The organism is Pseudomonas zanjanensis, from assembly GCF_014268745.2.
GTDB classification, from domain to species: Bacteria; Pseudomonadota; Gammaproteobacteria; order Pseudomonadales; family Pseudomonadaceae; genus Aquipseudomonas; species Aquipseudomonas zanjanensis.
This window is the reverse complement of sequence record NZ_JABWRB020000001.1, coordinates 372,634-398,274: the sequence shown is the minus strand read 5'-3', so window position 1 is coordinate 398,274 and position 25,641 is coordinate 372,634. Positions and strand designations below refer to the sequence as shown.

The following is a 25,641-nucleotide window of genomic DNA, read 5'->3' as shown; positions in this document are numbered from 1 at the left end:
CATGTCGAAATTTTTTATCGACCGTCCGATTTTCGCCTGGGTGATCGCCCTGGTGATCATGCTGGTCGGGGCTTTATCGATCCTCAAGTTGCCGATCAACCAATACCCGAGCATCGCGCCACCGGCCATTGCGATCCAGGTGACCTACCCGGGCGCGTCCGCGCAAACCGTGCAGGACACCGTGGTGCAGGTGATCGAGCAGCAGCTCAACGGTATCGACAACCTGCGTTATGTATCGTCGGAAAGTAACTCCGACGGCAGCATGACCATCACCGCGACCTTCGAACAGGGCACCAGCTCCGATACCGCCCAGGTCCAGGTCCAGAACAAGTTGAACCTGGCCACCCCGCTGTTGCCGCAAGAAGTGCAGCAGCAGGGTATCCGCGTGACCAAGGCGGTGAAGAACTTCCTCATGGTCATCGGCGTGGTGTCGCGTGACGGCAGCATGACCAAGGACGACTTGGCCAACTACATCGTGTCCAACCTGCAAGACCCGATCTCGCGTACTGCGGGTGTCGGTGACTTCCAGGTCTTCGGTGCCCAGTACGCCATGCGGATCTGGCTCGACCCGGCCAAGTTGAACAACTTCAACCTGACCCCGGTGGACGTGAAAAACGCCATTGCCGCGCAAAACGTCCAGGTTTCGTCCGGCCAACTTGGCGGCTTGCCTGCCCTGCCCGGCCAGCAACTGAACGCCACCATCATCGGCAAGACCCGTCTGCAGACCGCCGAGCAGTTCAAGGCGATCCTGCTCAAGGTCAACCCGGACGGCTCGCAAGTGCGCGTCGGCGACGTCGCCGATGTCGGCCTGGGCGGTGAGAACTACAGTGTCAGCGCCCAGTTCAACGGCGCCCCGGCGTCGGGCCTGGCGGTCAAACTGGCCAACGGTGCCAACGCCCTCGACACGGCCAAGGCCCTGCGCAAGACCATCGACGATCTCAAGCCGTTCTTCCCGCAAGGCGTGGAAGTGGTGTTCCCGTACGACACCACGCCGGTGGTGAGCGAGTCGATCAAGGGTGTGGTTGAAACCCTGGTCGAAGCGGTCGCGCTGGTGTTCCTGGTGATGTTCCTGTTCCTGCAGAACTTCCGCGCCACCATCATCACCACGATGACGGTGCCGGTGGTGTTGCTGGGTACGTTCGGCATCCTCGCGGCGGCCGGCTTCAGCATCAACACCCTGACCATGTTCGGCATGGTGCTGGCCATCGGCTTGCTGGTGGACGATGCCATCGTCGTGGTGGAAAACGTCGAACGGGTGATGAGCGAAGAAGGCCTGTCACCCAAGGAAGCCACCAAGAAGTCCATGGGCCAGATCCAGGGTGCGTTGGTGGGTATCGCGCTGGTGCTGTCGGCGGTGCTGTTGCCGATGGCATTCTTCAGCGGTTCCACCGGTGTGATCTATAAACAGTTCTCCATCACCATCGTCTCGGCCATGGCCTTGTCGGTCCTGGTGGCGTTGATCTTCACCCCGGCCCTGTGCGCCACCATGCTCAAGCCGATCCCCAAGGGTGAGCACGGCACACCGAAACGCGGCTTCTTCGGCTGGTTCAACCGCAATTTCGACCGTGGCGTTCGCAGCTACGAGCGCGGCGTGGGCAATATGCTCAGGCACAAGGCCCCGTACCTGCTGGCCTACGTGCTCATCGTGGTTGGCATGATCTGGCTGTTCACCCGCATCCCGACGGCGTTCCTGCCCGAAGAAGACCAGGGCGTGTTGTTCGCCCAGGTGCAGACCCCGGCCGGTTCCAGTGCCGAGCGCACGCAGGTGGTGGTGGACAACATGCGTGAGTTCCTGCTGCGTCCAAGCAAGGACGGCGGTGAGGGCGATGCGGTGGCGTCGGTGTTCACGGTGACCGGCTTCAACTTCGCCGGTCGTGGCCAGAGCTCCGGCATGGCCTTCATCATGCTCAAGCCATGGGAGGAGCGTAACGCCGACAACAGCGTGTTCAAGCTCGCGGCCCGCGCCCAGCAACACTTCTTCACGTTCCGTGACGCGATGGTGTTCGCCTTCGCCCCGCCGGCGGTGCTGGAACTGGGTAACGCCACCGGTTTCGACGTGTTCCTGCAGGACCGTGCCGGTATCGGCCACGACAAGCTGATGGAGGCTCGCAACCAGTTCCTGGGGATGGCTTCCCAGAGCAAGATCCTCTCCCAGGTGCGTCCGAACGGCCTGAACGACGAGCCTCAATACCAGCTGGAAATCGACGACGAGAAGGCCAGCGCGCTGGGCATCACCCTGTCGGACATCAACAACACCCTGTCGATTGCCTTGGGCAGTAGCTACGTGAACGACTTCATCGACCGTGGTCGGGTGAAGAAAGTGTACGTGCAGGGTCAGCCCGGTGCCCGCATGAGCCCCGAGGACCTGCAGAAGTGGTACGTGCGCAACAGCGCCGGGACCATGGTGCCGTTCACGGCGTTCGCCAAGGGCGAGTGGGTCTATGGTTCGCCAAAACTGGCCCGCTACAACGGTGTGGAAGCGATGGAAATCCTCGGTGCTCCTGCCCCGGGCTACTCCACCGGTGAAGCCATGGCCGAAGTCGAAGCCATCGCCAAGAAGTTGCCGGCCGGTGTGGGTATTTCCTGGACGGGCCTGTCCTACGAGGAACGTCTATCGGGCTCCCAGGCGCCGGCGTTGTATGCCTTGTCGCTGCTGATGGTGTTCCTGTGTCTGGCGGCGCTGTATGAAAGCTGGTCGATCCCGATCGCGGTCATGCTCGTGGTGCCCCTGGGGATCATCGGGGCGCTGATGGCGACCAGTTTGCGCGGCTTGTCCAACGACGTGTACTTCCAGGTGGGCTTGCTGACCACCATCGGCCTGGCGGCGAAAAACGCCATTCTGATCGTGGAGTTCGCCAAGGAACTCCACGAACAGGGCCGAACCCTGGTGGAAGCCGCCATCGAAGCCTGTAGGATGCGTCTGCGGCCGATCATCATGACGTCCCTGGCGTTCGTCCTCGGTGTGGTTCCGCTGGCGATTTCCACGGGTGCCGGTTCGGGCAGCCAACACGCCATCGGTACCGGTGTGATCGGCGGTATGCTCACCGCGACCATCCTGGCGATCTTCTGGGTGCCCTTGTTCTTCGTGACCGTGTCGTCGATGGGTCGTCGCAAAAATATCGACCAGGACAACACTCCTGAAACTTCCAAAGAGGCTGGCCAATGAGCAAGTCGCTACTCTCCCTGACCATCGCCGCCGTCGTGCTCAGCGGTTGCTCGCTGATCCCCGACTACCAGCGGCCCGACGCACCGGTTGCGGCGCAATACCCGCAAGGGCCGGCCTACGAGGCCGCCAAGGCGCCCGGCCAGGCCGCCGCCGAGCAAGGCTGGAAGCAGTTTTTCCATGACCCGGCGTTGCAACAGCTGATCCAGGTCGCCCTGGAAAACAACCGCGACCTGCGCGTCGCGGCGCTGAACATCGATGCCTACGCCGCGCAATACCGCATCCAGCGCGCGGACCTGTTCCCGGCGGTCTCGGCCACCGGCTCCGGCAGCCGCCAGCGGGTACCGGCGCGGGCATCGCAGACCGGTGAAGCGGCGATCACCAGTTCCTACTCGGCAACGCTGGGCATCAGCGCCTATGAACTGGACCTGTTCGGTCGGGTTCGCAGCCTGAGCGAGCAAGCGCTGCAAAGCTACTTCGCCACCGAAGAAGCCCGGCGCAGCACCCAGATCAGCCTGGTGGCCAACGTCGCCAATGCCTATCTGACCTGGCAAGCCGACAAGGAACTGCTCAAGCTGACCCAGGAAACCCTCGGTGCCTACGAGCAAAGCTTCAAGCTGACCTCGCGCAGCGCCGAAGTCGGCGTGGCCTCGGCCCTGGACTTGAGCCAGGCGCGCACCGCCGTGGAAAACGCCCGCGTGCAACTGGCCCGCTACACTCGCCAGGTCGCCCAGGATGAGAACAGCCTGACCCTGCTGCTGGGCACCGGCCTGCCGGCGAACCTGAACTCGCAACCGTTGAGCGATGACCTGCTCAGCGAAGTGCCGGCTGGGCTGCCGTCGGACCTGCTGCAACGTCGTCCGGACATTCTCCAGGCCGAACGCAACCTGCTGGCCGCCAACGCCAACATCGGCGCCGCGCGGGCCGCGTTCTTCCCGAGCATCAGCCTGACGGCCAACGCCGGCACCCTGAGCCCGGACCTGTCCGGCCTGTTCAAGGGCGGTTCGGGCACCTGGAGCTTCGCGCCGCAGATCAACCTGCCGATCTTCAATGCCGGCAGCCTGCGAGCAAGCCTGGACTACGCGAAGATCCAGAAAGACATCAACGTCGCGCAGTACGAGAAGTCGATTCAGACCGCGTTCCAGGAAGTCTCCGACGGCCTGGCCGCGCGCCAGACCTACAACGAGCAGTTGCAGGCCCAGACCGATTTCGTCGCCGCCAACCAGGACTACTACCGCCTGGCCGAGCGTCGCTACCGCATCGGCGTCGACAGCAACCTGACCTTCCTCGATGCCCAGCGCCAGTTGTTCAGCGCGCAGCAATCGCTGATCACCGACCGTCTTGCGCAACTGACCAGCGAGGTCAATCTGTACAAGGCATTGGGCGGTGGTTGGAATGCCGAGACGGGCAAGAACGAGCCGGTGGCGGAGAAAGCGCCGGAGACGAAGTTGTTCTGATCCAATGCTTAAAAACACGAAGCCCACCGAAAGGTGGGCTTTTTGTTTGTGCACCTTTTAACGCTGGCTTATGTGGGAGCAAGGCTTGCCCGCGATGGCGGCCTGACAGCTGGCCTTGCTCTTGTTGACTGGGTACATATCCATTTTCGCCGTAACGGCGGCTTACGGTTCCGCCCTGACGGCGGCTCACTTTTGAAGAGCCCGGAAGCCGGCCCAGTCAAAAGTAAGCAAAACGCTCCTGCCCCACCACTCGGTGCCTCGCTAGGGCTCGGCATGCCTGAACGAAGGCATTGCTCCGTGGGCCGCCGCGAGGCGGCCTAGTAGCCGACCTGGTTCTTGAGGAGACCGCGTTCCTCCTGTGGGAGCGGGCTTGCTCGCGAAGAGGCCGGCAAATTCCACATCGCCACCGACTGTGACACCCACACTTGGATTGAAGTAGAGCCGTCAGAACTAGGTCGGTTGTCAGGCCGCCTTCGCGAGCAGGCTCGCTCCCACAGTTGGGTCGAAGTACAGCTGCCAGAACCCGGTCGACTGTTAGGCCGCCTTCGCGAGCAAGCCCGCTCCCACAGATTTAGATAAGAGTACGACCGGGAGAGCCAGGTCGGCTGTCAGGCCGCCTTCGCGAGCAAGCCCGCTCCCACAGATTTAGATAAGAGTACGACCGGGAGAGCCAGGTCGGCTGTCAGGCCGCCTCGCGAGCAAGCTTTGCTCCCACAGATCTGACGGGTGTACGACCGGGAGAGTCAGGTCGGCTGTCAGGCCGCCTCGCGGTGGACTTTGATCTCGGGCGCCCCGTTAACCACGATGGCCGAACGCAGGCATTGTGGAGTGGGTAACCCGGCATGGATGCCGGGTTAGCCGCGCTGGGCCATGGATGGCCCTTCGCGGCGGCCCACGGAGCAATGCCGGAGTGAGGGCATGCCGAGCCCTAGCGAGGCACCGAGTGGAGGGGCAGGAGCGTTTTGCTTACTTTTGCGCTTCTCAAAAGTGAGCCGCTGTAAGAGCGGAACCATAAGTAGCCGTTACCGCAGCAATGGATATGTACTCGACAGCTGACAGGCCGCCATCGCGAGCAGGCTCGCTCCCACAGTGGAATGCGTCCATCCAATCGGCCGTTTTGCCGTTCGATAATCGCCCAAAACCCGCAAACGGCAATTGAACCGATCCCAGGCAGCCCTTCACCATCCCTCACACAAAACCAATAACAACAGGTTCGACGCCATGCCTCTGCGCCCCGCTCCGTCCGGCTGATCCTCGATCGTTTTAACCCTCCAGCTCCACCGCAATGTTCGTAACCCACGGTTGCGGCAACAACTCGCTTCGTCCATAAAAAAACAAGAGACAACGCCCATGAAGCCCACACAGCACCTGTTCCCCAGCCTCATCGCCGTCGCCCTGGCCAGCACCGCCCTGCCCGTCCTGGCTGCGGAATCCGGATTCGTCGAAGATGCCAAGGCCACGCTGAACCTGCGCAACTTCTACCTCAACCGCAACTTCACCAACCCGAACAATGCCCAAGGCAAGGCTGAAGAGTGGACCCAGAGTTTCATCCTCGACGCCAAGTCCGGTTTCACCCAAGGCACGGTCGGTTTCGGCGTGGACGTGCTGGGCATGTACTCGGTCAAGCTCGACGGCGGTCGTGGCACGGCAGGTACACAACTGCTGCCGGTACACGATGACGGTCGCCCCGCCGATGACTTCGGTCGCCTCGGCGTGGCCCTCAAGGCCAAGGTCTCGAAGACTGAGCTGAAGGTCGGCGAATGGATGCCGGTGCTGCCGATCCTACGTTCCGACGATGGTCGCTCCCTGCCGCAAACCTTCCGCGGCGGCCAGGTCACCTCCACCGAAATCAACGGCCTGAGCCTCTACGGCGGCCAGTTCCGAGGCAACAGCCCGCGCAACGACGCGAGCATGGAAGACATGTCGATGAACGGCCGCGGCGCGTTCACCTCCGACCGTTTCAACTTCGGCGGCGGTGAATACGCCTTCAACGAAAAACGCACCCAGGTCGGCGTCTGGTACGCAGAACTGTCCGACATCTACCAACAGCAATATTTCAACCTGACCCACAGCCAGCCCATGGGCGACTGGACCCTGGGCGCCAACCTTGGCTACTTCACCGGCAAGGAAAACGGCAGCGCGTTGGCCGGCGACCTGGACAACAAAACCGCGTTCGCCATGCTCTCGGCCAAATACGGCGGCAACACCTTCTACGTCGGCCTGCAGAAAGTCGGCGGCGATGATGCCTGGATGCGCGTCAACGGCACCAGCGGCGGCACCCTGGCGAACGACAGCTACAACTCCAGCTACGACAACGCCAAGGAAAAATCCTGGCAAGTGCGCCACGACTTCAACTTCGCCGCCGTCGGCGTGCCGGGCCTGACCTTGATGAACCGCTACATCAGCGGCGACAACGTGCACACCGCCACTGTCGACGACGGCAAGGAGTGGGGCCGCGAAAGTGAACTGGCCTACACCGTGCAGAGCGGTGTGCTGAAGAGCCTCAACGTGAAATGGCGTAACTCGACGATGCGCCGGGATTACAGCACCAATGAATTCGATGAGAACCGGTTGATCGTCAGCTATCCGATTAGCTTGCTGTAAAAGCCAAGCATGGAGGGAGGCTGTACCACCGCTTTCGCGAGCAGGCTCGCTCCCACAAGGGATCAGTGCCGAGTACAAAATTTGTGCTCACCGAGGATCCCGTGTGGGAGCAAAGCTTGCTCGCGATAGCGGTGGGTCAGTGGCATTTCTGGTGAGTGTGGCATTGCATCGCGAGCAAGCTTTGCTCCCACAGCATTGCCCCCCCACAGGGATTAGCGATGGACCTCAAGCCCGCGATTCGACACCCAGTTCGTCCCAGATGGATTCGGCCAGGTGGAAGGTGGCATTGGCCGCCGGAATGCCGCAGTAAATGGCGCTCTGCATGATCACTTCCTTGATCTCGCTACGGCTTACGCCATTGTTGGCGGCGGCGCGCAGGTGCAGCTTGAGTTCTTCGTTGCGGTTCATACCGATCAGCATGGCGATAGTAATCAGGCTGCGGGTATGGCGCGGCAGGCCCGGGCGGGTCCAGATGTCTCCCCAGGCGTGGCGGGTGATCATCTCCTGGAATTCGCTGTTGAACTCGGTCAGGGCATTGAGGCTGCGATCGACGTGGGCATCGCCCAGCACCGCGCGGCGTACTTGCATGCCTTCGTCGTAACGTTGTTTCTCGTCCACAGGAAACTCCTCAGGCGCGGCCAGAATCAAGCAGGAAATCCAGGACCCGCGCACTGAACGCAGCACCGGCCTGGACGTTGGACAGGTGCGCCGCATGGAACTCGGCGTACTCGGCGCCATTGACGCGCTCTTGGATAAAGTGCGCCCCCGACGGTGGCGTCACCGCATCTTCGGTGCCGGCGATCACCAGCAGCGGCACGCGAATCGACGACAACTGCTCGCGAAAATCGGCGTCACGTACCGCCGCGCAGTTGGCGGCATAACCCTGGGGCGAGGTCGCGGCCAGCATGTCAGTGATTTTTTTCGCCGTCGCAGGCTGGGCCTCGGCAAAGTCGGGGGTAAACCAGCGGGCAATCGACGCATCGCGCAACGCTACCATCGCATCCTTGCCGTCACGCAGCACGGTTTCGATGCGCGGGTTCCACATCGACGGGTCGCCGATCTTGGCCGCGGTGTTGCACACCACCAGTTTGTGCAGGCGTTCACTGGCATTGATGCCCAGCCATTGACCGATCAAGCCCCCCATGGACAAGCCGCAGAAATGCACCTTATCGATGTTCAACTGATCAAGCATCGCCAGCACATCGTGGCCCAGCTGTTCAATGCTGTAGGGGCCTTCGGTCACCAGCGACTGGCCATGACCACGGGTGTCGAAACGCAGCACGCGAAAATGTTCGCTGAAGGCCGGGATCTGCTCGTCCCACATGTGCAGGTCGGTGCCCAGGGAGTTGGAGAGCACCAGCACCGGGGCGTCTTGCGGCCCGTCCAATCGGTAGTTCAGATCGCCCTCGGCGAGTTTGACGAATCCCACAACAATCTCCTTTCAGGCATTCAAGGCAAGGTGTTCGGCCACGGCTCGGGCGACCCAGGTCTGGGCCTGGCCGAGGTAGTGGGCCGGGTCGAGCAGATGGTCGAGCTCGGTCGCGGATAACTGCGCGTTGACCTGGGGTTCGTCTCCCAGCACAGCGCGCAGATGCCGCTGTTCGGCCACGGCGCGCTTGCAACATTGCTCCAGCAGATGATGGGCGGTGTCACGACCAACCCGCTGGGCCAGGACAATGCTCACCGCTTCGGCCAGCACCAACCCCTGGGTCAGTTCCAGGTTGCGGGCCATGCGCGCCGCGTCCACTTCCAGCCCTTCGGCCAGCAGTCGCGCCTGTTGCAAGGCGCCGGAGACCAGGCAGCAGATCTCCGGCAGGGTTTCCCATTCGGCGTGCCACAGGCCCAGGCTGCGCTCGTGCTCCTGAGGCATGGCGCTGAACAGCGTCGACAACAGGCCAGGCACTCGTGTCGCCGCGCCGATCAGCACCGCCGCGCCCACCGGGTTGCGCTTGTGCGGCATCGTCGACGAACCGCCCTTGCCCGGTGCAGAAGGTTCGAACGCTTCGCCGGCCTCGGTCTGCATCAACAGGCTGATATCGCGCCCCAATTTGCCCAGGCTGCCGACGATCAACCCTAGCACCGCGCCGAACTCCACCAGGCGATCGCGCTGGGTGTGCCACGGTTGCTCAGGCAGGTTCAGTTGCAACTCGGCGGCCAGGGCTTCGGCGACCGGCAGCGCCTGTTCACCCATGGCGGCGAGCGTTCCGGAGGCGCCGCCGAATTGCAGCACCAGCAAACGCGGCTTGAGTTCCCGCAGGCGTTGGCGACTGCGGGTGATCGCCCCCAGCCAACCGGCGATCTTCATGCCCAGGGTTACCGGGGTTGCGTGTTGCAACCAGGTGCGCCCGGCCAGCGGTGTGGCGGCGTAGCGCTCGGCTTGTCGGGCCAGGGTCGCGGCCAGTTGCGCCAGCTCTGCCTCGATCAAGTCCAACGCTCGGCGCAGTTGCAGCACCAATCCGCTGTCCATCACGTCCTGGCTGGTGGCGCCCAGGTGTACATAACGTTCAGCCTCGGCGCTCTGGGTGGCGATGTGTTTGCCGAGCGCCTTGACCAGCGGAATCGCCGAGTTGCCGGCACTGGCAATCGCTTCGCTCAACACCGAAAAATCGTATAACTGGGCACGGCAGGCGCTCTCGATCGGCGCCACCGCGTCCTGGGGGATCAACCCCACTCGCGCTTGGGCCCGGGCCAATGCGGCCTCGACGTCCAGCATGGCCTGCACCCGCCCTGCATCGCAGAACACCTCGCGCATGTCGCGGGCGGTGAAGTAGGCATCGAACAGCTGATTGCCCGGTCGTTCGCTCATAAACAGTCCTTCGAAAAATGGATGCCTTTGTGGTCACTGCTTGCTGTGGCGAGGGGATTTATCCCCGCTGGGGCGCGAAGCGGCCCTTAATACCTGCCCTCGTCAGACGACTGATCGAGCCGACCGAGGGGCTGCTGCGCAGCCCAACGGGGATAAATCCCCTCGCCACAAGCTCCCTCGCCACAATGAATCTAACAGGCCTTAAGTTCACCACTCACAGGTCATGGTGCAAATACGCCGGCTGCTTGGGCAGGCGCAGGCTGAACAGGAATGCCACTGCCATCATCACCGTGACATACCAATAAAAAACGTTTTCCATGCCCTGGGCCTTCAGGCTCAAGGCGACGTATTCGGCCGATCCGCCAAAAATCGCATTGGCCACCGCGTAAGCCAACCCTACTCCCAGTGCCCGCACTTCAGGTGGAAACATTTCGGCTTTCACCAGGCCGCTGATGGAGGTATAGAAACTGACGATCGCCAGCGCCAACGTAATCAGGACAAACGCCAGGAACGGGCTGCTGATGCTTTTGAGCGTCAGCAGGATCGGCACCGTGCACAACGCTCCCAGGCCACCAAACCAGAGCATGGAGTTACGCCGGCCGATCTTGTCCGCCAGCATGCCGAACAGCGGTTGCATGCACATGTAGAGGAACAGCGCGCCGGTCATGATGTAGCTGGCGGTCTTGGCATGCAGGCCTGCGGTGTTCACCAGGTATTTCTGCATGTAGGTGGTGAAGGTGTAGAAAATCAGCGAACCACCGGCGGTGTAGCCGAGCACGGTGATGAACGCCGCCTTGTGGTCGCGAAACAGCGCGGCGATGCTGCCGGCGTCTTTGTTCTCGCGCATTTCCTTGCTGCTGGTTTCCTTCAACGAGCGACGCAGGAGCAGGGAAATCAACGCCGCCGCGGCGCCTACCACGAACGGAATCCGCCAGCCGTAGGCACGCAGTTCGTCCTCGTTGAGAAACTGTTGCAGGACCACCACCAGCGACACCGCCAGCAACTGCCCGCCAATCAGCGTCACGTACTGGAACGAGGCGAAGAAGCCGCGCTGGCCCTTGAGGGCCACTTCACTCATGTAGGTGGCGGTGGTGCCGTATTCCCCGCCCACCGACAGGCCTTGCAGCAAGCGCGCGAGCAACAGCAGCACTGGCGCCCAGACGCCGATGTCCTTGTAGGTGGGCAGGCAGGCGATGAGCAACGAGCCGAAGCACATCATCAGCACCGAGATCATCATCGAATTCTTGCGCCCGTGACGATCCGCCACTCGACCGAAAATCCAGCCGCCGATGGGGCGCATCAGGAACCCGGCGGCGAACACACCGGCCGTGTTGACCAGTTGCACCGTCGGGTTGTCCGAGGGGAAGAACGCCGGCGCGAAATATATCGCACAGAACGCATAGACGTAGAAGTCGAACCATTCGACCAGGTTGCCGGATGAAGCACCGACGATGGCGAAGATGCGCTTGCTGCGTTCTTCACCGGTGTAATGGCTGATTGGGATGGTCATGGGTTATTCACTCGTTGGGGCTGACGAAGTCTAGACACACTTCGTAACACTCCCGTTCCACAGTATTGCATTGCCTGGACTGACGCTATCGCGGGCAAGCCTTGCTCCCACAGGGATTGCATCATCTCTGTGGCGAGGGAGCTTGCTCCCGCTGGCTTGCGCAGCAAGCCCAAGCTGACGACCCGGTGTATCAGGCCGGTCGTGGTAGCCGGGTTTGCGACTGCTTCGCAGCCGAGCGGGAGCAAGCTCCCTCGCCACAAAATCGCCCATCACTCAGTAATCGAAGAACACCGTCTCGGCATCCGTGCCCTGCAGGATCACATTCCACTGGTACACGCCCGACGCATCGGGCTTGGCGACGAGGGTGCCGCGGCGCTCCTCGGGGACGCAGGCCAGCAGCGGGTCAGCTTCGTTGGCCTGTTCGCCGTCAAAGTAGATGCGTGTCAGCAAATGCTTGACCAGCCCACGTGCGAACACCAGCACGACCAGATGCGGCGCCTGGGTCGTACCGCCCAGCCCTGGCACCGTGCCCGGCTTGATGGTGGTGAAGCGGAAGCGCCCTTCGGCGTCCACCGGCACTCGACCGAAGCCTTCGAAGTGCGGGTCCAGGGGCTTGTCCTGGTCGTCTTCCGGGTGGGCGTATTTGCCGGCGGCGTTGGCCTGCCAGACTTCCAGCATCGCGTCGTTGACGAACTGGCCATTACCGTCGACCACCTGCCCCGTGATTGCCACACGTTGGCCAAGGGTTTGGGCAACGGTCAGGTCTTCGCGGTTCAGCCAGGTCAGGCCGATGTGGTAGTAAGGGCCAACGGTATGGGACGTGGTGGCGGTGAGCGTCATCTTATTTCTCCATCGGCGTGGCATCGCGGCCGCGCAAGACGATGTCCCAGCGGTAACCGAGGGCGTAGTGAGGGACGGTTTTTTCCAGGTCGAAACGGGCGATCAGGCGCTCCTTGGCGCGGGTGTCCGGCACGCAGTTGTAGATCGGGTCGTATTCCAGCAAGGGATCGCCCGGGAAATACATCTGCGTCACCAGGCGCGTCAGGATGCTCGGCCCGAACAGTGAGAAATGGATATGCGCCGGGCGCCAGGCGTTGTGATGGTTGCCCCACGGATAGGCGCCGGGCTTGATGGTCTGGAACTGATACCAGCCGTCGGCATCGGTCACGGTGCGACCGGTGCCGGTGAAGTTCGGGTCCAGCGGCGCGTCATGGTCGTCACGGTCATGGTTATAGCGGCCGGCGGCGTTGGCCTGCCAGATTTCCACCAGGATGCCGGGCACCGGCTCGCCGTGCTCATCCAGCACCCGCCCGTGAATGATGATCCGCTCACCCAGTGGCTCGCCGGCATGCTGGGCGGTCAGGTCGTGGTCCTTTTCCTGCAGGCGGTCGGCGCCTACCGTTGGGCCGGTAATTTCCGACAGCGAATGGGGCAGGAACACCAACGGCTTGGACGGCGAGCGCAGGTTGGTGGACTGGTACGGCGGGTGCAGATACTCCGGCTGGGTGCCCGCTTGGGGGCGACGATAACCAGGCTTGTCAGTCATGAAGCATTCCTCGGTTTTCTTATTAGTAGAGCGACGCGTCAGACGCGTTCGATGGCCAATGCCAGACCCTGGCCGACGCCGACGCACATGGTCGCCAGGCCTTTCTTGCCGCCGGTTTTTTCCAAATGGTGCAGCGCCGTCATCACCAAGCGTGCCCCGCTCATGCCCAGTGGATGGCCGAGGGCGATAGCGCCGCCGTTCGGGTTGACCTGCGGCGCATCGTCCGCCAGCCCCAAGTCCCGCAGCACCGCCAGGCCCTGGCTGGCAAAGGCTTCATTGAGTTCGATCACATCGAAATCCGCGACCGCCAGGCCCAGGCGTTCAGTGAGCTTGCGCACCGCCGGCACCGGGCCAATGCCCATCACCCGTGGCGCGACGCCTGCGCTGGCCATGCCCAACACTTTGCCCCGAGGCGTCAGGCCGTGTTTTTTCACCGCTTCGGCCGACGCCAGGATCAAGGCGGCCGCGCCGTCGTTGACACCCGAAGCGTTGCCGGCGGTGACGGTCTTGTCAGGGCCATTGACCGGTTTGAGTTTGCCCAAGGTTTCCAGCGTGGTGTCGGCGCGCGGGTGCTCGTCCTGTTCGACCACGGTTTCGCCTTTTTTATGAGTGATGCGCACCGGCACGATTTCTTCGGCGAAAAACCCTGCCGCCTGGGCCGCCGCCGTTCGCTGTTGGCTGCGCAAGGCGAAAGCGTCCTGGTCGGCGCGGGACACGGCGTAGTCATCGGCCACGTTATCGGCGGTCTGCGGCATCGCGTCCACGCCGTACTGGGCTTTCATCAATGGGTTGATGAAACGCCAGCCGATGGTGGTGTCTTCCAGCTTCATGTTGCGGGAAAACGCGGCGTCGGCCTTGCCCATCACGAACGGCGCCCGAGACATCGACTCCACGCCGCCAGCGATGGCCAGTTCCATCTCACCGCTGGCAATGGCGCGGAACGCGGTGCCGATGGCGTCCATGCCCGAGGCGCAAAGGCGATTGAGGGTCACGCCGGGAATACTCTGCGGCAGGCCCGCCAACAGCAGCGCCATGCGCGCCACGTTGCGGTTGTCTTCACCGGCCTGGTTGGCACAGCCGAGGAACACCTCATCCACCGCACTCCAGTCCACCGATGGATTGCGTTCCATCAGCGCCTTGATCGGCACAGCGGCCAGGTCATCGGCGCGCACGGCGGACAAACCGCCGCCAAACCGACCGATCGGGGTTCGAATCGCATCACAGATATACACGTCGCGCATCAAGCTTCTCCCGGTGCCTGGCCGTGGGCCGCCGCGGTGCGAGCTTCCAGGTCGCGCAGTGCGCGCAGCTCCACCTCGGTCGGCTCGGCGGTGGTTTGCACCTGGTCGGCGAAACGGATCGCCCACCCGGTGGCCGCAATGACTTGCTCGCGGGTCACGCCGGGGTGCAGCGCGGTGACCACGAATTCATGGCTGCCGGCTTCCGGTTCCATGATGCACAAGTCGGTGATGATGCCCACGGGCCCCGCCCCGGGCAGGCCAAGACGCTTGCGCGAATCACCGCCTTCGCCATGGCCCACCGAGGTGATGAAATCCAGCTTGTCGACAAACGAACGCGCCGACTGTTTGAGGATGATCAACACGCTTTTGGCGGAACCGGCGATTTCCGGCGCGCCACCGGCACCCGGCAAGCGGACTTTCGGCTGATGGTAGTCGCCCACCACCGTGGTGTTGATGTTGCCAAAACGGTCGACCTGGGCCGCGCCAAGGAAACCGACATCGATACGCCCGCCCTGCAACCAGTAGCGAAAAATCTCACCGGTCGGTACGACAGTGTCCGCGGTTTCCGCCAGCTCTCCGTCGCCGATGGACAGCGGCAGTACGCTGGGCTTGGCACCGATCGGACCCGATTCGTAGATCAGCACGACGTCCGGCGACGAGGTCAGCCGCGCCAGGTTGGCCGCTTTCGACGGCAGGCCGATGCCGACGAAGCACACGGCATTGTTCTTCAAGCGACGCGCCGCGGCGACGGTCATCATTTCGTTGGTGGAGTAGTTCATGGTTTCACCTGCGAAGCGGCTGCCAGCCGGGCCTGGAATTCACTGAAATCTCGAGTGCCGTGAATGTATTCGTTGATCCATGCGGTAAAGGTCTCACGGTCCCGGGCGATCGGGTCCCACGCCTGGTAGAAACGGTTGTCACGCTCGGTGTAGCCATGGGCGTAGGACGGATGGGCACCGCCGGGGACATGGCACACGGCGCTCAACGCCCAGGTCGGCAACACGCAGGCGTTCATCGGCGCGTTCAGGTCGTCGACGATTTCTTCCACGGTGACGATGCAACGCTTGGCGGCCAGGGCAGCTTCTTTCTGCACACCGAGGATGCCCCATAGCAACACGTTGCCCTTGCGGTCGGCTTTCTGGCCATGGATCACCGTGACGTCCGGGCGCACCGAAGGCACGGCGGCCAAGACTTCACCGGTGAAGGGACAGGTCACGCTCTTGATCAGCGGGTTGACCTTCGGCAGGTCAGAACCGGCGTAGGCCCGCAACACCGCGAACGGCAGGCCGGAAGCGCCGGCGACGTAGGCATTGGCCAGGTCGGCGTGGCTGTGTTCCTCGATCTCCAGTGGGTGTGGCCATTGTTTCTCCACGGCATCGCGCAAGCGGTGCAACGACCCGACGCCAGGGTTGCCGCCCCAGGAAAAAATCAACTTGCGAGCACAACCGGCGCCGATCAACTGGTCATAGATCAGGTCAGGCGTCATGCGCACCAGGGTCAGATCTTTCTTGCCCTGACGAATGATTTCATGACCCGCCGCCGTAGGAATCAGGTGAGTGAAGCCTTCGAGCGCGACGGTATCGCCGTCATTGACGAATTGCTTCACCGCGTCGTGCAGCGAAAGGATTTCAGCCATGGGGCAGGCTCCCGTTATCCAGTAGACCGACATGAAGAAAAAGGCGCGAGGTTAAGCGCCGGAGTGACTGAAGATTAAGCTTCGGGATGACGGCAAAACAATCCGATAATCGACTGAGTGTTCGTTTATCGAACAGATTGTTGTTTGGCTATCGATTTATCCAAGCACACAGCCCGCTCCCACAGGTGTTCCACTGGGGTTAGGTCGTGGGCTCAGGTCGCATCCGCATGACTGACCATGCCCTTGATCACCACCGCCGTGGTCGCCAGGGCCGCAGGAATAACCAGCGCCGTCAGGACCTGTTCGAAGTTCCAGCCCAGCCCCAGCAGTGTGGCGCCCATCCAGGCGCCGAGGATCGCGCCGAAACGACCGATACCCAGCATCCACGAGACCCCGGTGGCCCGGCCCTGGGTCGGGTAGAAACGCGCCGCCAGGGAAGGCATCGCCGATTGCGCACCGTTGACGCACATGCCGGCCACCAGCACCAGGGTGGCGAGCAAGGTGATGTTGCCCAGGCTCTGCCCCACCGCGTAGGCAAACACCCCGGCCATCAGATAGAAAAGGCCGATGACCTTATGCGGATTGAACCGGTCCATCGCCCAACCGACAAACACAGCGCTCAACACGCCGCCGAATTGAAACAACGCGCCGATAAACGCGGCCTGCTCCATGCTCGCGCCACTGTCGCGCATCAAGGTCGGCAGCCAACTGGTCAACAGGTAGACAATCACCAGGCCCATGAAATAGGTCAGCCACAGCAGCAAGGTGCCGGCGCTGTAGGTACCGGAGAAAATCACCGCCAGCACGTTGCGGGCTTTGACGGTTTTCTGTTCCGGTACGCTGAAGCTCGCCGCTTGGGCAACCGTGTGCGGCTCGATCGGCGCCAGGGTCTTGCGCACTTTGTCGGTGCCGCGGTTGCGCACCACCAGGTAACGCGCCGACTCCGGCAGCCAGAACAGCAACACGACCGCCAGGATCAACGGCAGCACCCCGCCGATCAGCAGCAGGCTGTGCCAACCGAAGGCCGGGATCAACTTGGCGGAGATGAACCCGCCGCCCGCCATGCCCAGGTTGAAGCCACAGAACATGCTGGTCACCAACAGCGATTTCTTGCGTTCCGGGGTGTACTCCGAGAGCAAAGTGGTGGCGTTCGGCATTCCGGCGCCCAAACCCAGGCCGGTCAGGAACCGCAACACCAGCAATTGATCGACGTTAGTGCTGTAGGCCGAGGCCAGGCTGAACGCGCCGAACAGCACGACCGCGCCCACCAGTACGACTTTTCGCCCGAAGCGGTCAGCCAACGGCCCTGAACCCAGTGCGCCGAACACCATGCCAATCAGCGCGGCACTCATTACCGGGCCGAGGCTGGCGCGATCGATGCCCCAATCCTGGGACAGCGCCGGGGCGATGAAGCCCATCGCGGCCGTATCGAGGCCGTCGAGGAACACAATCAGGAAACACAGAATCACCACCCGCCACTGATAACGCGATATGGGCTGGGTATTGATGAAGGACTGCACATCGAGGCAATTGCCTACGGAGGTCTGGGGCTGGTTCATTTTATTTTTATTCCAAGCGAAAAACGCAGGCGGACGAACGGAGACCCGGCGACACACGCCGGATGACGCTGCGCGACATTAATGAGGCCGGGCAAACACCGTCAATTCATCGCCGCCGACTGTGTGCGTTTATCGAACAGCTTAAGTGAACAGCTGCGCGCTCAGGTCGCGACTGGCCCCCAGCAGGCCAGGCAGGAAGCGTTGCTCCAACTCATTGCGGCTGACCCGTCCGGCATGGGTACTGACGTTGAGCGCGGCCACTACTTGACCGGAAGCGTCGTACACCGGTACGGCAATCGAACGCAGACCCTGTTCCAGTTCCTGGTCGACGATGCACCAGCCCTGCTGCCGCACCTGTTGCAGGCACTCGAGCAAAGCCTCAGGTGTGTGCAAGGTGCGGCTGGTCTTGGCCTGCAGGTCGGCGTGGTCGAGGTAGTCGCGCAACGACGCATCATCCAGGGCCGCCAGGAGAATCCTGCCCATGGAGGTGCAATAGGCTGGCAGGCGCCCGCCCACCGACAGGTCCACCGAAATCAGGCGCTGGGTGGTCGCGGAGCGGGCGATATAGAGAATGTCGTCGCCTTCGAGCGTGGCCATGTTGCAGGCTTCGTGCAGTTGCTCGCTCATGCGGTCCAGGTACGGCTGGGCAGAAACGGCCAGGGGTGTGGAAGACAGATAGGCGTGACCGAGGGTCAACACCTTGGGTAGCAGCGAATAGGTGCGCCCGTCCGTGGTGGCGTAGCCCAGCTTGATCAAGGTATGCAGGCAACGCCTGACAGCGGCGCGGGGAATTTCCGTGCGATGGCTGATCTGGGCGATGGTCAGGTGCCGCTTGCGCTCCTGGAAGGCCTGGACCACGGCCAAGCCACGGGCCAGGGACGTCATGAAGTCGGGATCACCGGTCAGGGCCTGGATCCGCTTGGCCGGCGAGGCGACGATCGGTGGCGCGACAGAAGTGAAGGCATTGCGCAATTGGTCGTTCATGTCTGATCCTTCCCCGGGAATGACGGCTATTCAAGCGGCTGCCCGATGGGCAAGCAAGGGCCGCCGGCCGAGAGCGTTCGATTATCGAACCGCCGACCGATAATCGCAATCGGGTCCGCTATCGAATGGCTCCCGCTGCGAACACGTTTGAGTTAAGTTGCAGGAAACAATGACTCGAGTTTGGCGTGAAGGCGTGGGGTAAATTGAACTTGTCGGCGTGAACGGCATCTGGATAGCGGTACTCGCCGACCTTTTTCACGCGGTGATACAAGTTGCACATACAAACATGAGTTCACACAACAACAGCACCTTTTAATTTTCCCGATAGTGTTATTCGGCTGGGCCGCTATAATGCAAAACAGTGACGGTACGGCCAATCAACCGTTCTCGTACGCTGGCGCCGTGGTCATTAGCCTGGTGCCCGGAGCGCCTTTATGGTCGCTTCCCCTGTTTGGCAACAACGCGAAGCCCTGATGCTACGTCAGCTGTCAGCTCTGGTGCCGTGGCCGTCTGCATGTCCACATGCAGTGCGTATCACCAGATTCAACTTCAATTAATTTAGGTAAAACTGTGACGAAAGACGAACTGCGCGCGGAACTTGAGCGCCAGGAACAACGTTACAAGGAAGTTTACGGCGGGGAAGTCACCACCTACGCCGCGCAACCTGAACCGGAACGCAAACCCTGGCGTAAGCGCGCCACCGTTCAGGACCAGGCCTTCACCCAAGAACTCCAGAAAATGGAAAAGGAACTCAAAGCCGAAGAGCAGTGACGCTCAGCGCCCGAGGTTCCTGTGAAGAGGTTTCCGGCCGCCACCCAGGCTGGAATCCGTAGCGCACGCCCGCCATGAGCGGGCCGCCATCCGCTCCTGCCCGACGGTCCGGAAGGGTCATGGCCGACCTTCTTTTCAGAAATTTCATACAACCGCTCACGGCATCATTCAGCTTGCCGTGATCCTGGCCAAGTGTGCTTTGCGCCCCTGATTCAAAGGGTTACGCAACCCGCGGCAAACCTGGCGCCTGAGACGGTCCTACAATTATTTTCGTTGAAGAATGTTACCGATGAGCAGGCAGTGCATCGATTACCGAGGTTTTCTGGCATAATCGCGCCCCCTTATGACCGGGTCAGAAAACCTTCATGATCGATTTATTCAGCGGACTGGATGCTTGGGTGCTTGTGAGCCTCTTGCTCGCCCTGGCTTTTGTCCTCGCCTTCGAGTTCATCAACGGCTTTCATGACACCGCTAACGCGGTTGCCACTGTTATCTACACCAAAGCCATGCCGCCTCACCTGGCGGTGTTCTTTTCCGGTGTGTTCAATTTTCTCGGCGTGTTGCTGGGCGGCGTGGGGGTGGCGTACGCCATCGTTCACCTGTTGCCCGTGGAGCTGCTGATCAATGTGAACACCGGACACGGGCTGGCCATGGTGTTTTCGCTGCTCGCAGCGGCCATCACCTGGAACCTGGGCACTTGGTACTTCGGTATCCCGGCATCCAGTTCCCACACATTGATCGGTTCGATCCTCGGCGTGGGCCTGGCCAACGCGCTGATCAACGATATCCCGTTGGCCGACGGGGTGAACTGGCAGAAGGCGATCGATATCGGCGCTTCCCTGGTGTTCTCGCCCATGGCCGGTTTCCTGATCGCCGCCCTGGTGCTGATCGGCCTGAAATGGTGGCGTCCGCTGTCGAAGATGCACAAGACGCCGGAACAGCGCCGCCAGATCGACGACAAGAAACACCCGCCGTTCTGGAACCGCCTGGTACTGGTGATCTCGGCCATGGCCGTCAGCTTTGTCCACGGCTCCAACGATGGCCAGAAAGGTATCGGCCTGATCATGCTGGTGCTGATCGGTATCGTGCCGGCGCAGTTCGTACTGGATCTGGGCAGCACCACCTACCAGATCGAGCGGACCCGTGACGCAACCCTGCACCTGAGCCAGTTCTACCAACGCAACCACGAGTCCCTGGGTGAATACCTGGCGCTGGGCAAAAGCGTGAACGGCGACCTGCCCGAGAAATTCCGCTGCAACCCGCAGCAGACCGAACCGACCATCAATGCCCTGCTCGACACGCTCAAAGGCGTGGCGGACTACCATTCGCTGCCGTCGGAACGACGCATCGAGGTTCGCCGCTACCTGCTCTGCCTGGACGACACGGCGAAGAAGGTAGGCAAGTTGCCAGGCTTGGCAGCTCGCGAGAAAGACGACTTGAACAAGCTGCGCAAGGACCTGACCGCCACCACCGAGTACGCCCCGTTCTGGGTGATCCTGGCAGTCGCACTGGCACTGGGCCTGGGCACCATGGTCGGCTGGAAGCGCGTGGTGCTGACCATCGGCGAGAAGATCGGCAAACAAGGCATGACCTATGCGCAAGGTATGTCGGCGCAGATCACCACCGCGTGCATGATCGGCGCGGCGAATATCTTCAGCCTGCCGGTTTCTACTACCCACGTGCTGTCCTCCGGCGTGGCGGGCACCATGGTCGCTAACAAGAGCGGCCTGCAAGGCGGCACCGTACGCACCATCCTGCTGGCCTGGGTACTGACCCTGCCGGCGACGGTGGCACTGTCGGCGGCGCTGTTCTGGCTGGCGTCCAAGGCCATCGGCAGCTGATTCCAGCGGCTCAAAAAAGAAGGTGCGACCCTTGCGGATCGCACCTTTTTTTATGCCCAGACACTGGGCAACTTGTGGGAGCGGGCTTGCTCGCGAAAGCGGTATGTCGGGCACTGAATAGATGACTGACCCGACGCTTTCGCGAGCAAGCCCGCTCCCACCGTAGTTTTGCGTGATCAGGAAATTTGCCAAAAAAAAGGGCGACCGAAGTCGCCCAAAATGCCTTGCGTGCTCGTTGTAGCCAGAAAGACCTACGGTTTTTTCCGCTTGTGTGCGTCTTTCCAGATGAATAATCCAAAACCTGCGAAAAACACGAACATGAGGCCGACCGTCAACACCCCGGCAAACACCACATTATCGAAAAACATGACTGGCCTCCTGGTCTTGCCCCTGTTGCGATGGGTTCAAGGTAACCAATCAGGCCTGGATGAAAATTGACCGGGGTCAATAACGCCCTCGACGGGGCGCAAAGGTGGGGAAATAACTGATCTGCATCAATGGATCGAGGGGGTTCAGCGCTTTTTCGGTTTGTTCTTCGGCTTTTTCTTGGGCTTGCCCAACGGCATGGCCTGTTCGAAAGCCTGGCGGACTTCATTGAGGCGTTTTTCGTTGAGGTCGTGAACGCGCTTGGCGCGCTCGGCACTGAGGTCGATCAGCTTGTCGTCTTGGCTCATGGCGTGTGGGCATCGTGCAGTGAATTGCGGATGCGCCCATGATGCGGGCTGTTGGCGGCGTTGACCAGCCTGTGAATGCAGCCAGACACCCAGGATCAGATCTGGATATCGACCCACAGGCCTTGGCGTGACTCTTCGTCGATCAGCGGCACCACCGGCACGGTATTGTCGGCGTTGAGTTCGGTACCCGGTACGGCCAGGTGCTCTTCAGGGTCTTCATCGGCCTCGCGGCGGCGGCGCTCGCGCTCCTGCTGGCGCTGCTGTTCCTCGCGCAACAGCAGCGCGGTCTCTTCCGGGTCGCGGTTTTGCAGGTCGATGGTGCTTTCGTTGGAGCTTTGCTGCACCGGGACCACGGGCGGTATGTCCGGTCGCTGGCGAACCGGATCCTGTTGAGCGGTGATGGGTACAACGCTCAAAGGGAGTATGGGTGGCAACATAAAGTTCTCCTGTCTTCAGGTTGTCGGCGGCTAAAGTGGCAGCTTGAACCGCCGGTCCGAAACTTGTGACCCAGTTGGCAATTGCGGCGATGACCAAGGCCGAGCTTGTTTGATCGCCGGGCAAGCATAAGTTCCGTAGCATCGCGACGAATCAGCGTACGTAAATCCTTTGGTATGAAGGATCCTTCCGTTAAGATAACCGGCTTTTTCAAGGCGGGAGTCAGGCAGCATGGCGCAGCAGTATCAACCGGGGCAACGCTGGATCAGTGACAGCGAAGCCGAGCTGGGTTTAGGCACCGTTCTGGCACAGGACGGCCGCTTGTTGACCGTGCTCTATCCGGCCACTGGCGACACTCGCCAGTACGCGCTACGGAATGCGCCACTTACCCGTGTACGGTTTTCGCCGGGCGATGTGATCACTCACTTCGAAGGCTGGAAAATGACCGTGCGCGAAGTCGATGACGTCGACGGGCTGCTGGTCTACCACGGTCTCAACGAGCAGAACGAAGTAGTCACCCTGCCCGAGACCCAACTGTCGAACTTTATCCAGTTCCGCCTCGCCAGCGACCGTCTGTTCGCCGGCCAGATCGACCCGCTGGCCTGGTTCTCCCTGCGCTATCACACCCTGGAACACACCAGCCGCCAGCTACAGTCTTCCCTGTGGGGCCTGGGCGGCGTACGTGCCCAGCCGATCGCCCACCAACTGCATATTGCCCGTGAAGTGGCCGACCGCATTGCGCCGCGGGTATTGCTGGCCGACGAAGTGGGCCTGGGCAAGACCATCGAAGCCGGCCTGGTCATCCATCGCCAGTTGCTGTCCGGCCGTGCCAACCGCGTCCTGATCCTGGTGCCGGAAAACCTCCAGCACCAGTGGCTGGTGGAAATGCGTCGGCGCTTCAACCTCCAGGTCGCGCTGTTCGACGAAGAGCGCTTCATCGAAAGCGATGCCAGCAACCCGTTCGAAGACACCCAATTGGCCCTGGTGGCGCTGGAGTGGCTGGTGGACGACGAAAAGGCCCAGGACGCGCTGTTCGCCGCCGGCTGGGACCTGCTGGTGGTCGACGAAGCCCATCACCTGGTGTGGCACGAAGACCAGGTTAGCCCTCAATACGCCCTGGTCGAGCAGCTTGCCGAAACCATCCCGGGCGTGCTGCTGCTGACCGCGACCCCGGAACAACTGGGTCAGGACAGCCATTTCGCCCGCCTGCGCCTGCTGGACCCGAACCGTTTCCATGACCTCAAGGCCTTCCGCGCCGAGAGCGAAAACTATCGTCCGGTGGCCGAAGCCGTGCAGGAGTTGCTGGACAAAGGCCGCCTCTCGCCCGAAGCCCACAAGACCATCCAGGGTTTCCTGGGGAACGAAGGCGAAGCATTGCTGACCGCCGTCAATGATGGCGATGTCGAGGCCAGTGCCCGCCTGGTGCGTGAACTGCTGGATCGCCACGGTACCGGTCGCGTGCTGTTTCGCAACACCCGCGCCGCCGTACAGGGCTTCCCCGAGCGCAAGCTGCACGCCTACCCGCTGCCGTGCCCGCCCGAGTACCTCGAACTGCCCTTGGGCGATCACCCCGAGCTGTACCCGGAAGTCAGCTTCCAGGCACAGCCGGACGCCAGCGAAGAAGAACGCTGGTGGCGTTTCGACCCGAGGGTCGAATGGCTGATCGACACCCTGAAGATGCTCAAGCGCACCAAAGTGCTGGTGATCTGTGCCCACGCCGAAACCGCCATGGACCTGGAGGACGCCCTGCGCGTGCGCTCCGGCATCCCGGCCACGGTGTTCCACGAAGGCATGAATATCCTGGAGCGCGACCGCGCGGCGGCCTATTTCGCCGACGAAGAGTTTGGTGCCCAGGTACTGATCTGTTCGGAAATCGGCAGTGAGGGACGCAACTTCCAGTTTGCCCATCATTTGGTGCTGTTCGACCTGCCGGCGCACCCGGACCTGCTGGAACAACGTATCGGTCGTCTGGACCGGATCGGCCAGAAGCACACCATCGAGCTGCATGCGCCGTACCTGGAAACCAGCCCCCAGGCGCGGCTGTTCCAGTGGTATCACGAAGCCCTGAATGCCTTCCTCAACACCTGCCCGACCGGAAACGCCTTGCAGCACCAGTTCGGCCCGCGCCTGCTGCCCTTGCTGGAGGAAGCCGATGATGGCCAATGGCAGGCTCTGATCGACGAGGCCCGTACCGAACGCGAGCGCCTGGAGGCCGAGCTGCACACCGGTCGCGACCGTTTGCTGGAGCTCAACTCCGGCGGCGCCGGTGAAGGCGATGCGTTGGTGGAGGCCATTCTCGAGCAGGATGACCAGTTTGCCTTGCCGATCTACATGGAAACCCTGTTCGACGCCTTTGGTATCGACAGCGAAGACCATTCGGAAAACGCACTGATCCTCAAGCCGAGCGAAAAAATGCTCGACGCCAGCTTCCCGCTGGGCGACGACGAAGGCGTGACCATCACCTATGACCGCAACCAGGCGCTGTCGCGCGAAGATATGCAGTTCATCACCTGGGAGCACCCGATGGTGCAAGGTGGTATGGACCTGGTGCTGTCCGGCTCCATGGGCAACACCGCCGTGGCGCTGATCAAGAACAAAGCGCTCAAGCCCGGCACCGTGTTGCTGGAGCTGCTCTACGTCAGTGAGGTGGTTGCGCCGCGCTCGCTGCAACTGGGCCGCTACTTGCCGCCGGCCGCCCTGCGCTGCCTGTTGGACGCCAACGGCAACGACCTGGCCGCCCGGGTTTCGTTCGAAACCCTGAACGACCAGCTCGAAAGCGTGCCGCGCGCCAGCGCCAACAAGTTCATCCAGGCCCAGCGCGACCAGCTCACGCCTCGTATCAATGCCGGCGAAGAGAAGATCGCCCCGCGTCACGCCGAACGCGTGGCCGAGGCCCAGCGCCGCCTGGCGGCCGATACCGACGAGGAACTGGCACGCCTGACCGCCCTGCAAGCGGTCAACCCAACCGTGCGCGACAGCGAACTGGTGGCCCTGCGACAACAGCGGGAGCAAGGCTTGGCGATGCTTGAGAAAGCGGCGTTGCGTTTGGAGGCGATTCGGGTGTTGGTGGCGGGCTGAGTTTGGCTGGGGTCCCGATATAGGTTCCGCTGTGGTGCTTTTATCGGGTGTATATCCGTTTTTTCGGTAACGGCCGCTGGCGGTTCCGCTTTTACAGCGCCGCCGCGAGGCGGCCTGATAGCCGACCTGGTCAGGGTGATCGCGTTTCCCCTAATGTGGGAGCGAGCCTGCTCGCGAAGGCGGTGGGTCAGTTTGCGGTGATGTTGGATGTGCCGGCCTCTTCGCGAGCAGGCTCGCTCCCACAGGGGATCTTGGGTGTTTATGAGTCTTGTGTTCACTGCGGCCCATTGTGGGAGCGAGCCTGCTCGCGATAGCGGTGGCTCAGCCAAATAAATG

At 62.0% G+C, this 25,641-nt stretch carries 20 protein-coding genes; 6 read left to right on the top strand and 14 right to left on the bottom strand.

Going from position 1 to position 25,641, the window contains the following annotated elements; genetic code table 11:
* Position 1: 1 nt before the first annotated feature.
* The 3 genes from emhB (at position 2) to HU715_RS01865 (ending at position 7,224) form a co-directional block, all read left to right on the top strand.
* Positions 2 to 3,166, top strand: coding sequence for an efflux RND transporter permease subunit EmhB (gene emhB, locus HU715_RS01875; protein ID WP_186704492.1), 3,165 nt, complete (start codon positions 2 to 4; stop codon positions 3,164 to 3,166).
* Positions 3,163 to 4,620, top strand: coding sequence for an AdeC/AdeK/OprM family multidrug efflux complex outer membrane factor (gene adeC, locus HU715_RS01870; RefSeq protein ID WP_186704491.1), 1,458 nt, complete (start codon positions 3,163 to 3,165; stop codon positions 4,618 to 4,620). The genes emhB and adeC overlap by 4 nt, the downstream gene beginning before the upstream one ends.
* Before the next feature lie 1,350 nt (positions 4,621 to 5,970).
* Positions 5,971 to 7,224 carry an OprD family porin gene (locus HU715_RS01865; RefSeq protein ID WP_186704490.1) on the top strand — a complete coding sequence of 418 codons (1,254 nt, stop codon included), beginning with the start codon at positions 5,971 to 5,973 and terminating at the stop codon, positions 7,222 to 7,224.
* 225 nt (positions 7,225 to 7,449) lie between these two features.
* On the opposite strand, the gene pcaC is transcribed toward HU715_RS01865, so the two are convergent.
* The 11 genes from pcaC to pcaR form a co-directional block, all read right to left on the bottom strand.
* A complete protein-coding gene (gene pcaC, locus HU715_RS01860; RefSeq protein ID WP_186704489.1) occupies positions 7,450 to 7,842 on the bottom strand; it encodes a 4-carboxymuconolactone decarboxylase in 393 nt (130 codons plus the stop codon).
* Between the two features lie 10 nt (positions 7,843 to 7,852).
* Positions 7,853 to 8,653, bottom strand: a complete 801-nt coding sequence (pcaD, locus tag HU715_RS01855; RefSeq protein ID WP_186704488.1) for a 3-oxoadipate enol-lactonase — start codon at positions 8,651 to 8,653, stop codon at positions 7,853 to 7,855.
* 12 nt (positions 8,654 to 8,665) lie between these two features.
* Positions 8,666 to 10,030 (bottom strand): 3-carboxy-cis,cis-muconate cycloisomerase, encoded by a 1,365-nt coding sequence (locus HU715_RS01850; RefSeq protein WP_186704487.1) that lies wholly within the window; start codon positions 10,028 to 10,030, stop codon positions 8,666 to 8,668.
* Positions 10,031 to 10,244: 214 nt separating this feature from the next.
* Positions 10,245 to 11,540, bottom strand: a complete 1,296-nt coding sequence (locus HU715_RS01845) for an MFS family transporter (RefSeq protein ID WP_186704486.1) — start codon at positions 11,538 to 11,540, stop codon at positions 10,245 to 10,247.
* A gap of 273 nt (positions 11,541 to 11,813) precedes the next feature.
* Positions 11,814 to 12,380, bottom strand: coding sequence for a protocatechuate 3,4-dioxygenase subunit alpha (gene pcaG / locus HU715_RS01840; protein ID WP_186704485.1), 567 nt, complete (start codon positions 12,378 to 12,380; stop codon positions 11,814 to 11,816).
* 1 nt (position 12,381) lies between these two features.
* Complete coding sequence (gene pcaH / locus HU715_RS01835) at positions 12,382 to 13,086, bottom strand: protocatechuate 3,4-dioxygenase subunit beta (protein WP_186704484.1); 705 nt, start codon at positions 13,084 to 13,086, stop codon at positions 12,382 to 12,384.
* A gap of 38 nt (positions 13,087 to 13,124) precedes the next feature.
* Entirely contained in the window at positions 13,125 to 14,330 is a 1,206-nt protein-coding gene (gene pcaF, locus HU715_RS01830; protein ID WP_186704483.1) for a 3-oxoadipyl-CoA thiolase, read from the bottom strand.
* Entirely contained in the window at positions 14,327 to 15,106 is a 780-nt protein-coding gene (locus HU715_RS01825) for a CoA-transferase subunit beta (RefSeq protein WP_181290317.1), read from the bottom strand. The genes pcaF and HU715_RS01825 overlap by 4 nt, the downstream gene beginning before the upstream one ends.
* Positions 15,103 to 15,963: a CoA transferase subunit A gene (locus tag HU715_RS01820; protein ID WP_186704482.1), complete on the bottom strand. Its 861-nt coding sequence runs from the start codon at positions 15,961 to 15,963 to the stop codon at positions 15,103 to 15,105. The genes HU715_RS01825 and HU715_RS01820 overlap by 4 nt, the downstream gene beginning before the upstream one ends.
* A 212-nt stretch (positions 15,964 to 16,175) precedes the next feature.
* Positions 16,176 to 17,522: a 4-hydroxybenzoate transporter PcaK gene (pcaK, locus tag HU715_RS01815; protein ID WP_186704481.1), complete on the bottom strand. Its 1,347-nt coding sequence runs from the start codon at positions 17,520 to 17,522 to the stop codon at positions 16,176 to 16,178.
* Between the two features lie 141 nt (positions 17,523 to 17,663).
* Positions 17,664 to 18,506, bottom strand: a complete 843-nt coding sequence (gene pcaR, locus HU715_RS01810) for a pca regulon transcriptional regulator PcaR (RefSeq protein WP_003184507.1) — start codon at positions 18,504 to 18,506, stop codon at positions 17,664 to 17,666.
* Positions 18,507 to 19,076: 570 nt separating this feature from the next.
* Here pcaR and HU715_RS01805 point away from each other — a divergent pair.
* A complete protein-coding gene (locus tag HU715_RS01805) occupies positions 19,077 to 19,277 on the top strand; it encodes a hypothetical protein (RefSeq protein WP_003184509.1) in 201 nt (66 codons plus the stop codon).
* Positions 19,278 to 19,642: 365 nt separating this feature from the next.
* Positions 19,643 to 21,118, top strand: a complete 1,476-nt coding sequence (locus tag HU715_RS01800; RefSeq protein ID WP_186704480.1) for an inorganic phosphate transporter — start codon at positions 19,643 to 19,645, stop codon at positions 21,116 to 21,118.
* A gap of 251 nt (positions 21,119 to 21,369) precedes the next feature.
* On the opposite strand, the gene ccoM is transcribed toward HU715_RS01800, so the two are convergent.
* The 3 genes from ccoM to HU715_RS01790 all read right to left on the bottom strand — a co-directional run bounded on the left by ccoM (position 21,370) and on the right by HU715_RS01790 (position 22,229).
* Complete coding sequence (ccoM, locus tag HU715_RS27480) at positions 21,370 to 21,486, bottom strand: cytochrome c oxidase subunit CcoM (RefSeq protein WP_025212288.1); 117 nt, start codon at positions 21,484 to 21,486, stop codon at positions 21,370 to 21,372.
* 144 nt (positions 21,487 to 21,630) lie between these two features.
* Complete coding sequence (locus HU715_RS01795; protein WP_003184513.1) at positions 21,631 to 21,792, bottom strand: hypothetical protein; 162 nt, start codon at positions 21,790 to 21,792, stop codon at positions 21,631 to 21,633.
* Positions 21,793 to 21,887: 95 nt separating this feature from the next.
* Positions 21,888 to 22,229, bottom strand: coding sequence for an aspartate-semialdehyde dehydrogenase (locus tag HU715_RS01790; RefSeq protein ID WP_186704479.1), 342 nt, complete (start codon positions 22,227 to 22,229; stop codon positions 21,888 to 21,890).
* 229 nt (positions 22,230 to 22,458) lie between these two features.
* Here HU715_RS01790 and rapA point away from each other — a divergent pair, with 229 nt between their 5' ends.
* On the top strand, positions 22,459 to 25,305 hold the full coding sequence (gene rapA / locus HU715_RS01785; protein ID WP_186704478.1) for an RNA polymerase-associated protein RapA: 2,847 nt from the start codon (positions 22,459 to 22,461) through the stop codon (positions 25,303 to 25,305).
* The last annotated feature ends 336 nt before the right edge of the window (positions 25,306 to 25,641 follow it).

Excerpts from the sequence above, each read along its gene's own strand:
- emhB (WP_186704492.1), top strand. The coding sequence starts at position 2 with ATGTCGAAATTTTTTATCGACCGTCCGATTTTCGCCTGGGTGATCGCC.
- adeC (WP_186704491.1), top strand. The coding sequence starts at position 3,163 with ATGAGCAAGTCGCTACTCTCCCTGACCATCGCCGCCGTCGTGCTCAGC.
- HU715_RS01865 (WP_186704490.1), top strand. The coding sequence starts at position 5,971 with ATGAAGCCCACACAGCACCTGTTCCCCAGCCTCATCGCCGTCGCCCTG.
- HU715_RS01850 (WP_186704487.1), bottom strand. The coding sequence starts at position 10,030 with ATGAGCGAACGACCGGGCAATCAGCTGTTCGATGCCTACTTCACCGCC.
- HU715_RS01845 (WP_186704486.1), bottom strand. The coding sequence starts at position 11,540 with ATGACCATCCCAATCAGCCATTACACCGGTGAAGAACGCAGCAAGCGC.
- pcaG (WP_186704485.1), bottom strand. The coding sequence starts at position 12,380 with ATGACGCTCACCGCCACCACGTCCCATACCGTTGGCCCTTACTACCAC.
- pcaH (WP_186704484.1), bottom strand. The coding sequence starts at position 13,086 with ATGACTGACAAGCCTGGTTATCGTCGCCCCCAAGCGGGCACCCAGCCG.
- HU715_RS01825 (WP_181290317.1), bottom strand. The coding sequence starts at position 15,106 with ATGAACTACTCCACCAACGAAATGATGACCGTCGCCGCGGCGCGTCGC.
- HU715_RS01820 (WP_186704482.1), bottom strand. The coding sequence starts at position 15,963 with ATGGCTGAAATCCTTTCGCTGCACGACGCGGTGAAGCAATTCGTCAAT.
- pcaK (WP_186704481.1), bottom strand. The coding sequence starts at position 17,522 with ATGAACCAGCCCCAGACCTCCGTAGGCAATTGCCTCGATGTGCAGTCC.
- pcaR (WP_003184507.1), bottom strand. The coding sequence starts at position 18,506 with ATGAACGACCAATTGCGCAATGCCTTCACTTCTGTCGCGCCACCGATC.
- HU715_RS01800 (WP_186704480.1), top strand. The coding sequence starts at position 19,643 with ATGATCGATTTATTCAGCGGACTGGATGCTTGGGTGCTTGTGAGCCTC.
- ccoM (WP_025212288.1), bottom strand. The coding sequence starts at position 21,486 with ATGTTTTTCGATAATGTGGTGTTTGCCGGGGTGTTGACGGTCGGCCTC.
- HU715_RS01795 (WP_003184513.1), bottom strand. The coding sequence starts at position 21,792 with ATGAGCCAAGACGACAAGCTGATCGACCTCAGTGCCGAGCGCGCCAAG.
- HU715_RS01790 (WP_186704479.1), bottom strand. The coding sequence starts at position 22,229 with ATGTTGCCACCCATACTCCCTTTGAGCGTTGTACCCATCACCGCTCAA.
- rapA (WP_186704478.1), top strand. The coding sequence starts at position 22,459 with ATGGCGCAGCAGTATCAACCGGGGCAACGCTGGATCAGTGACAGCGAA.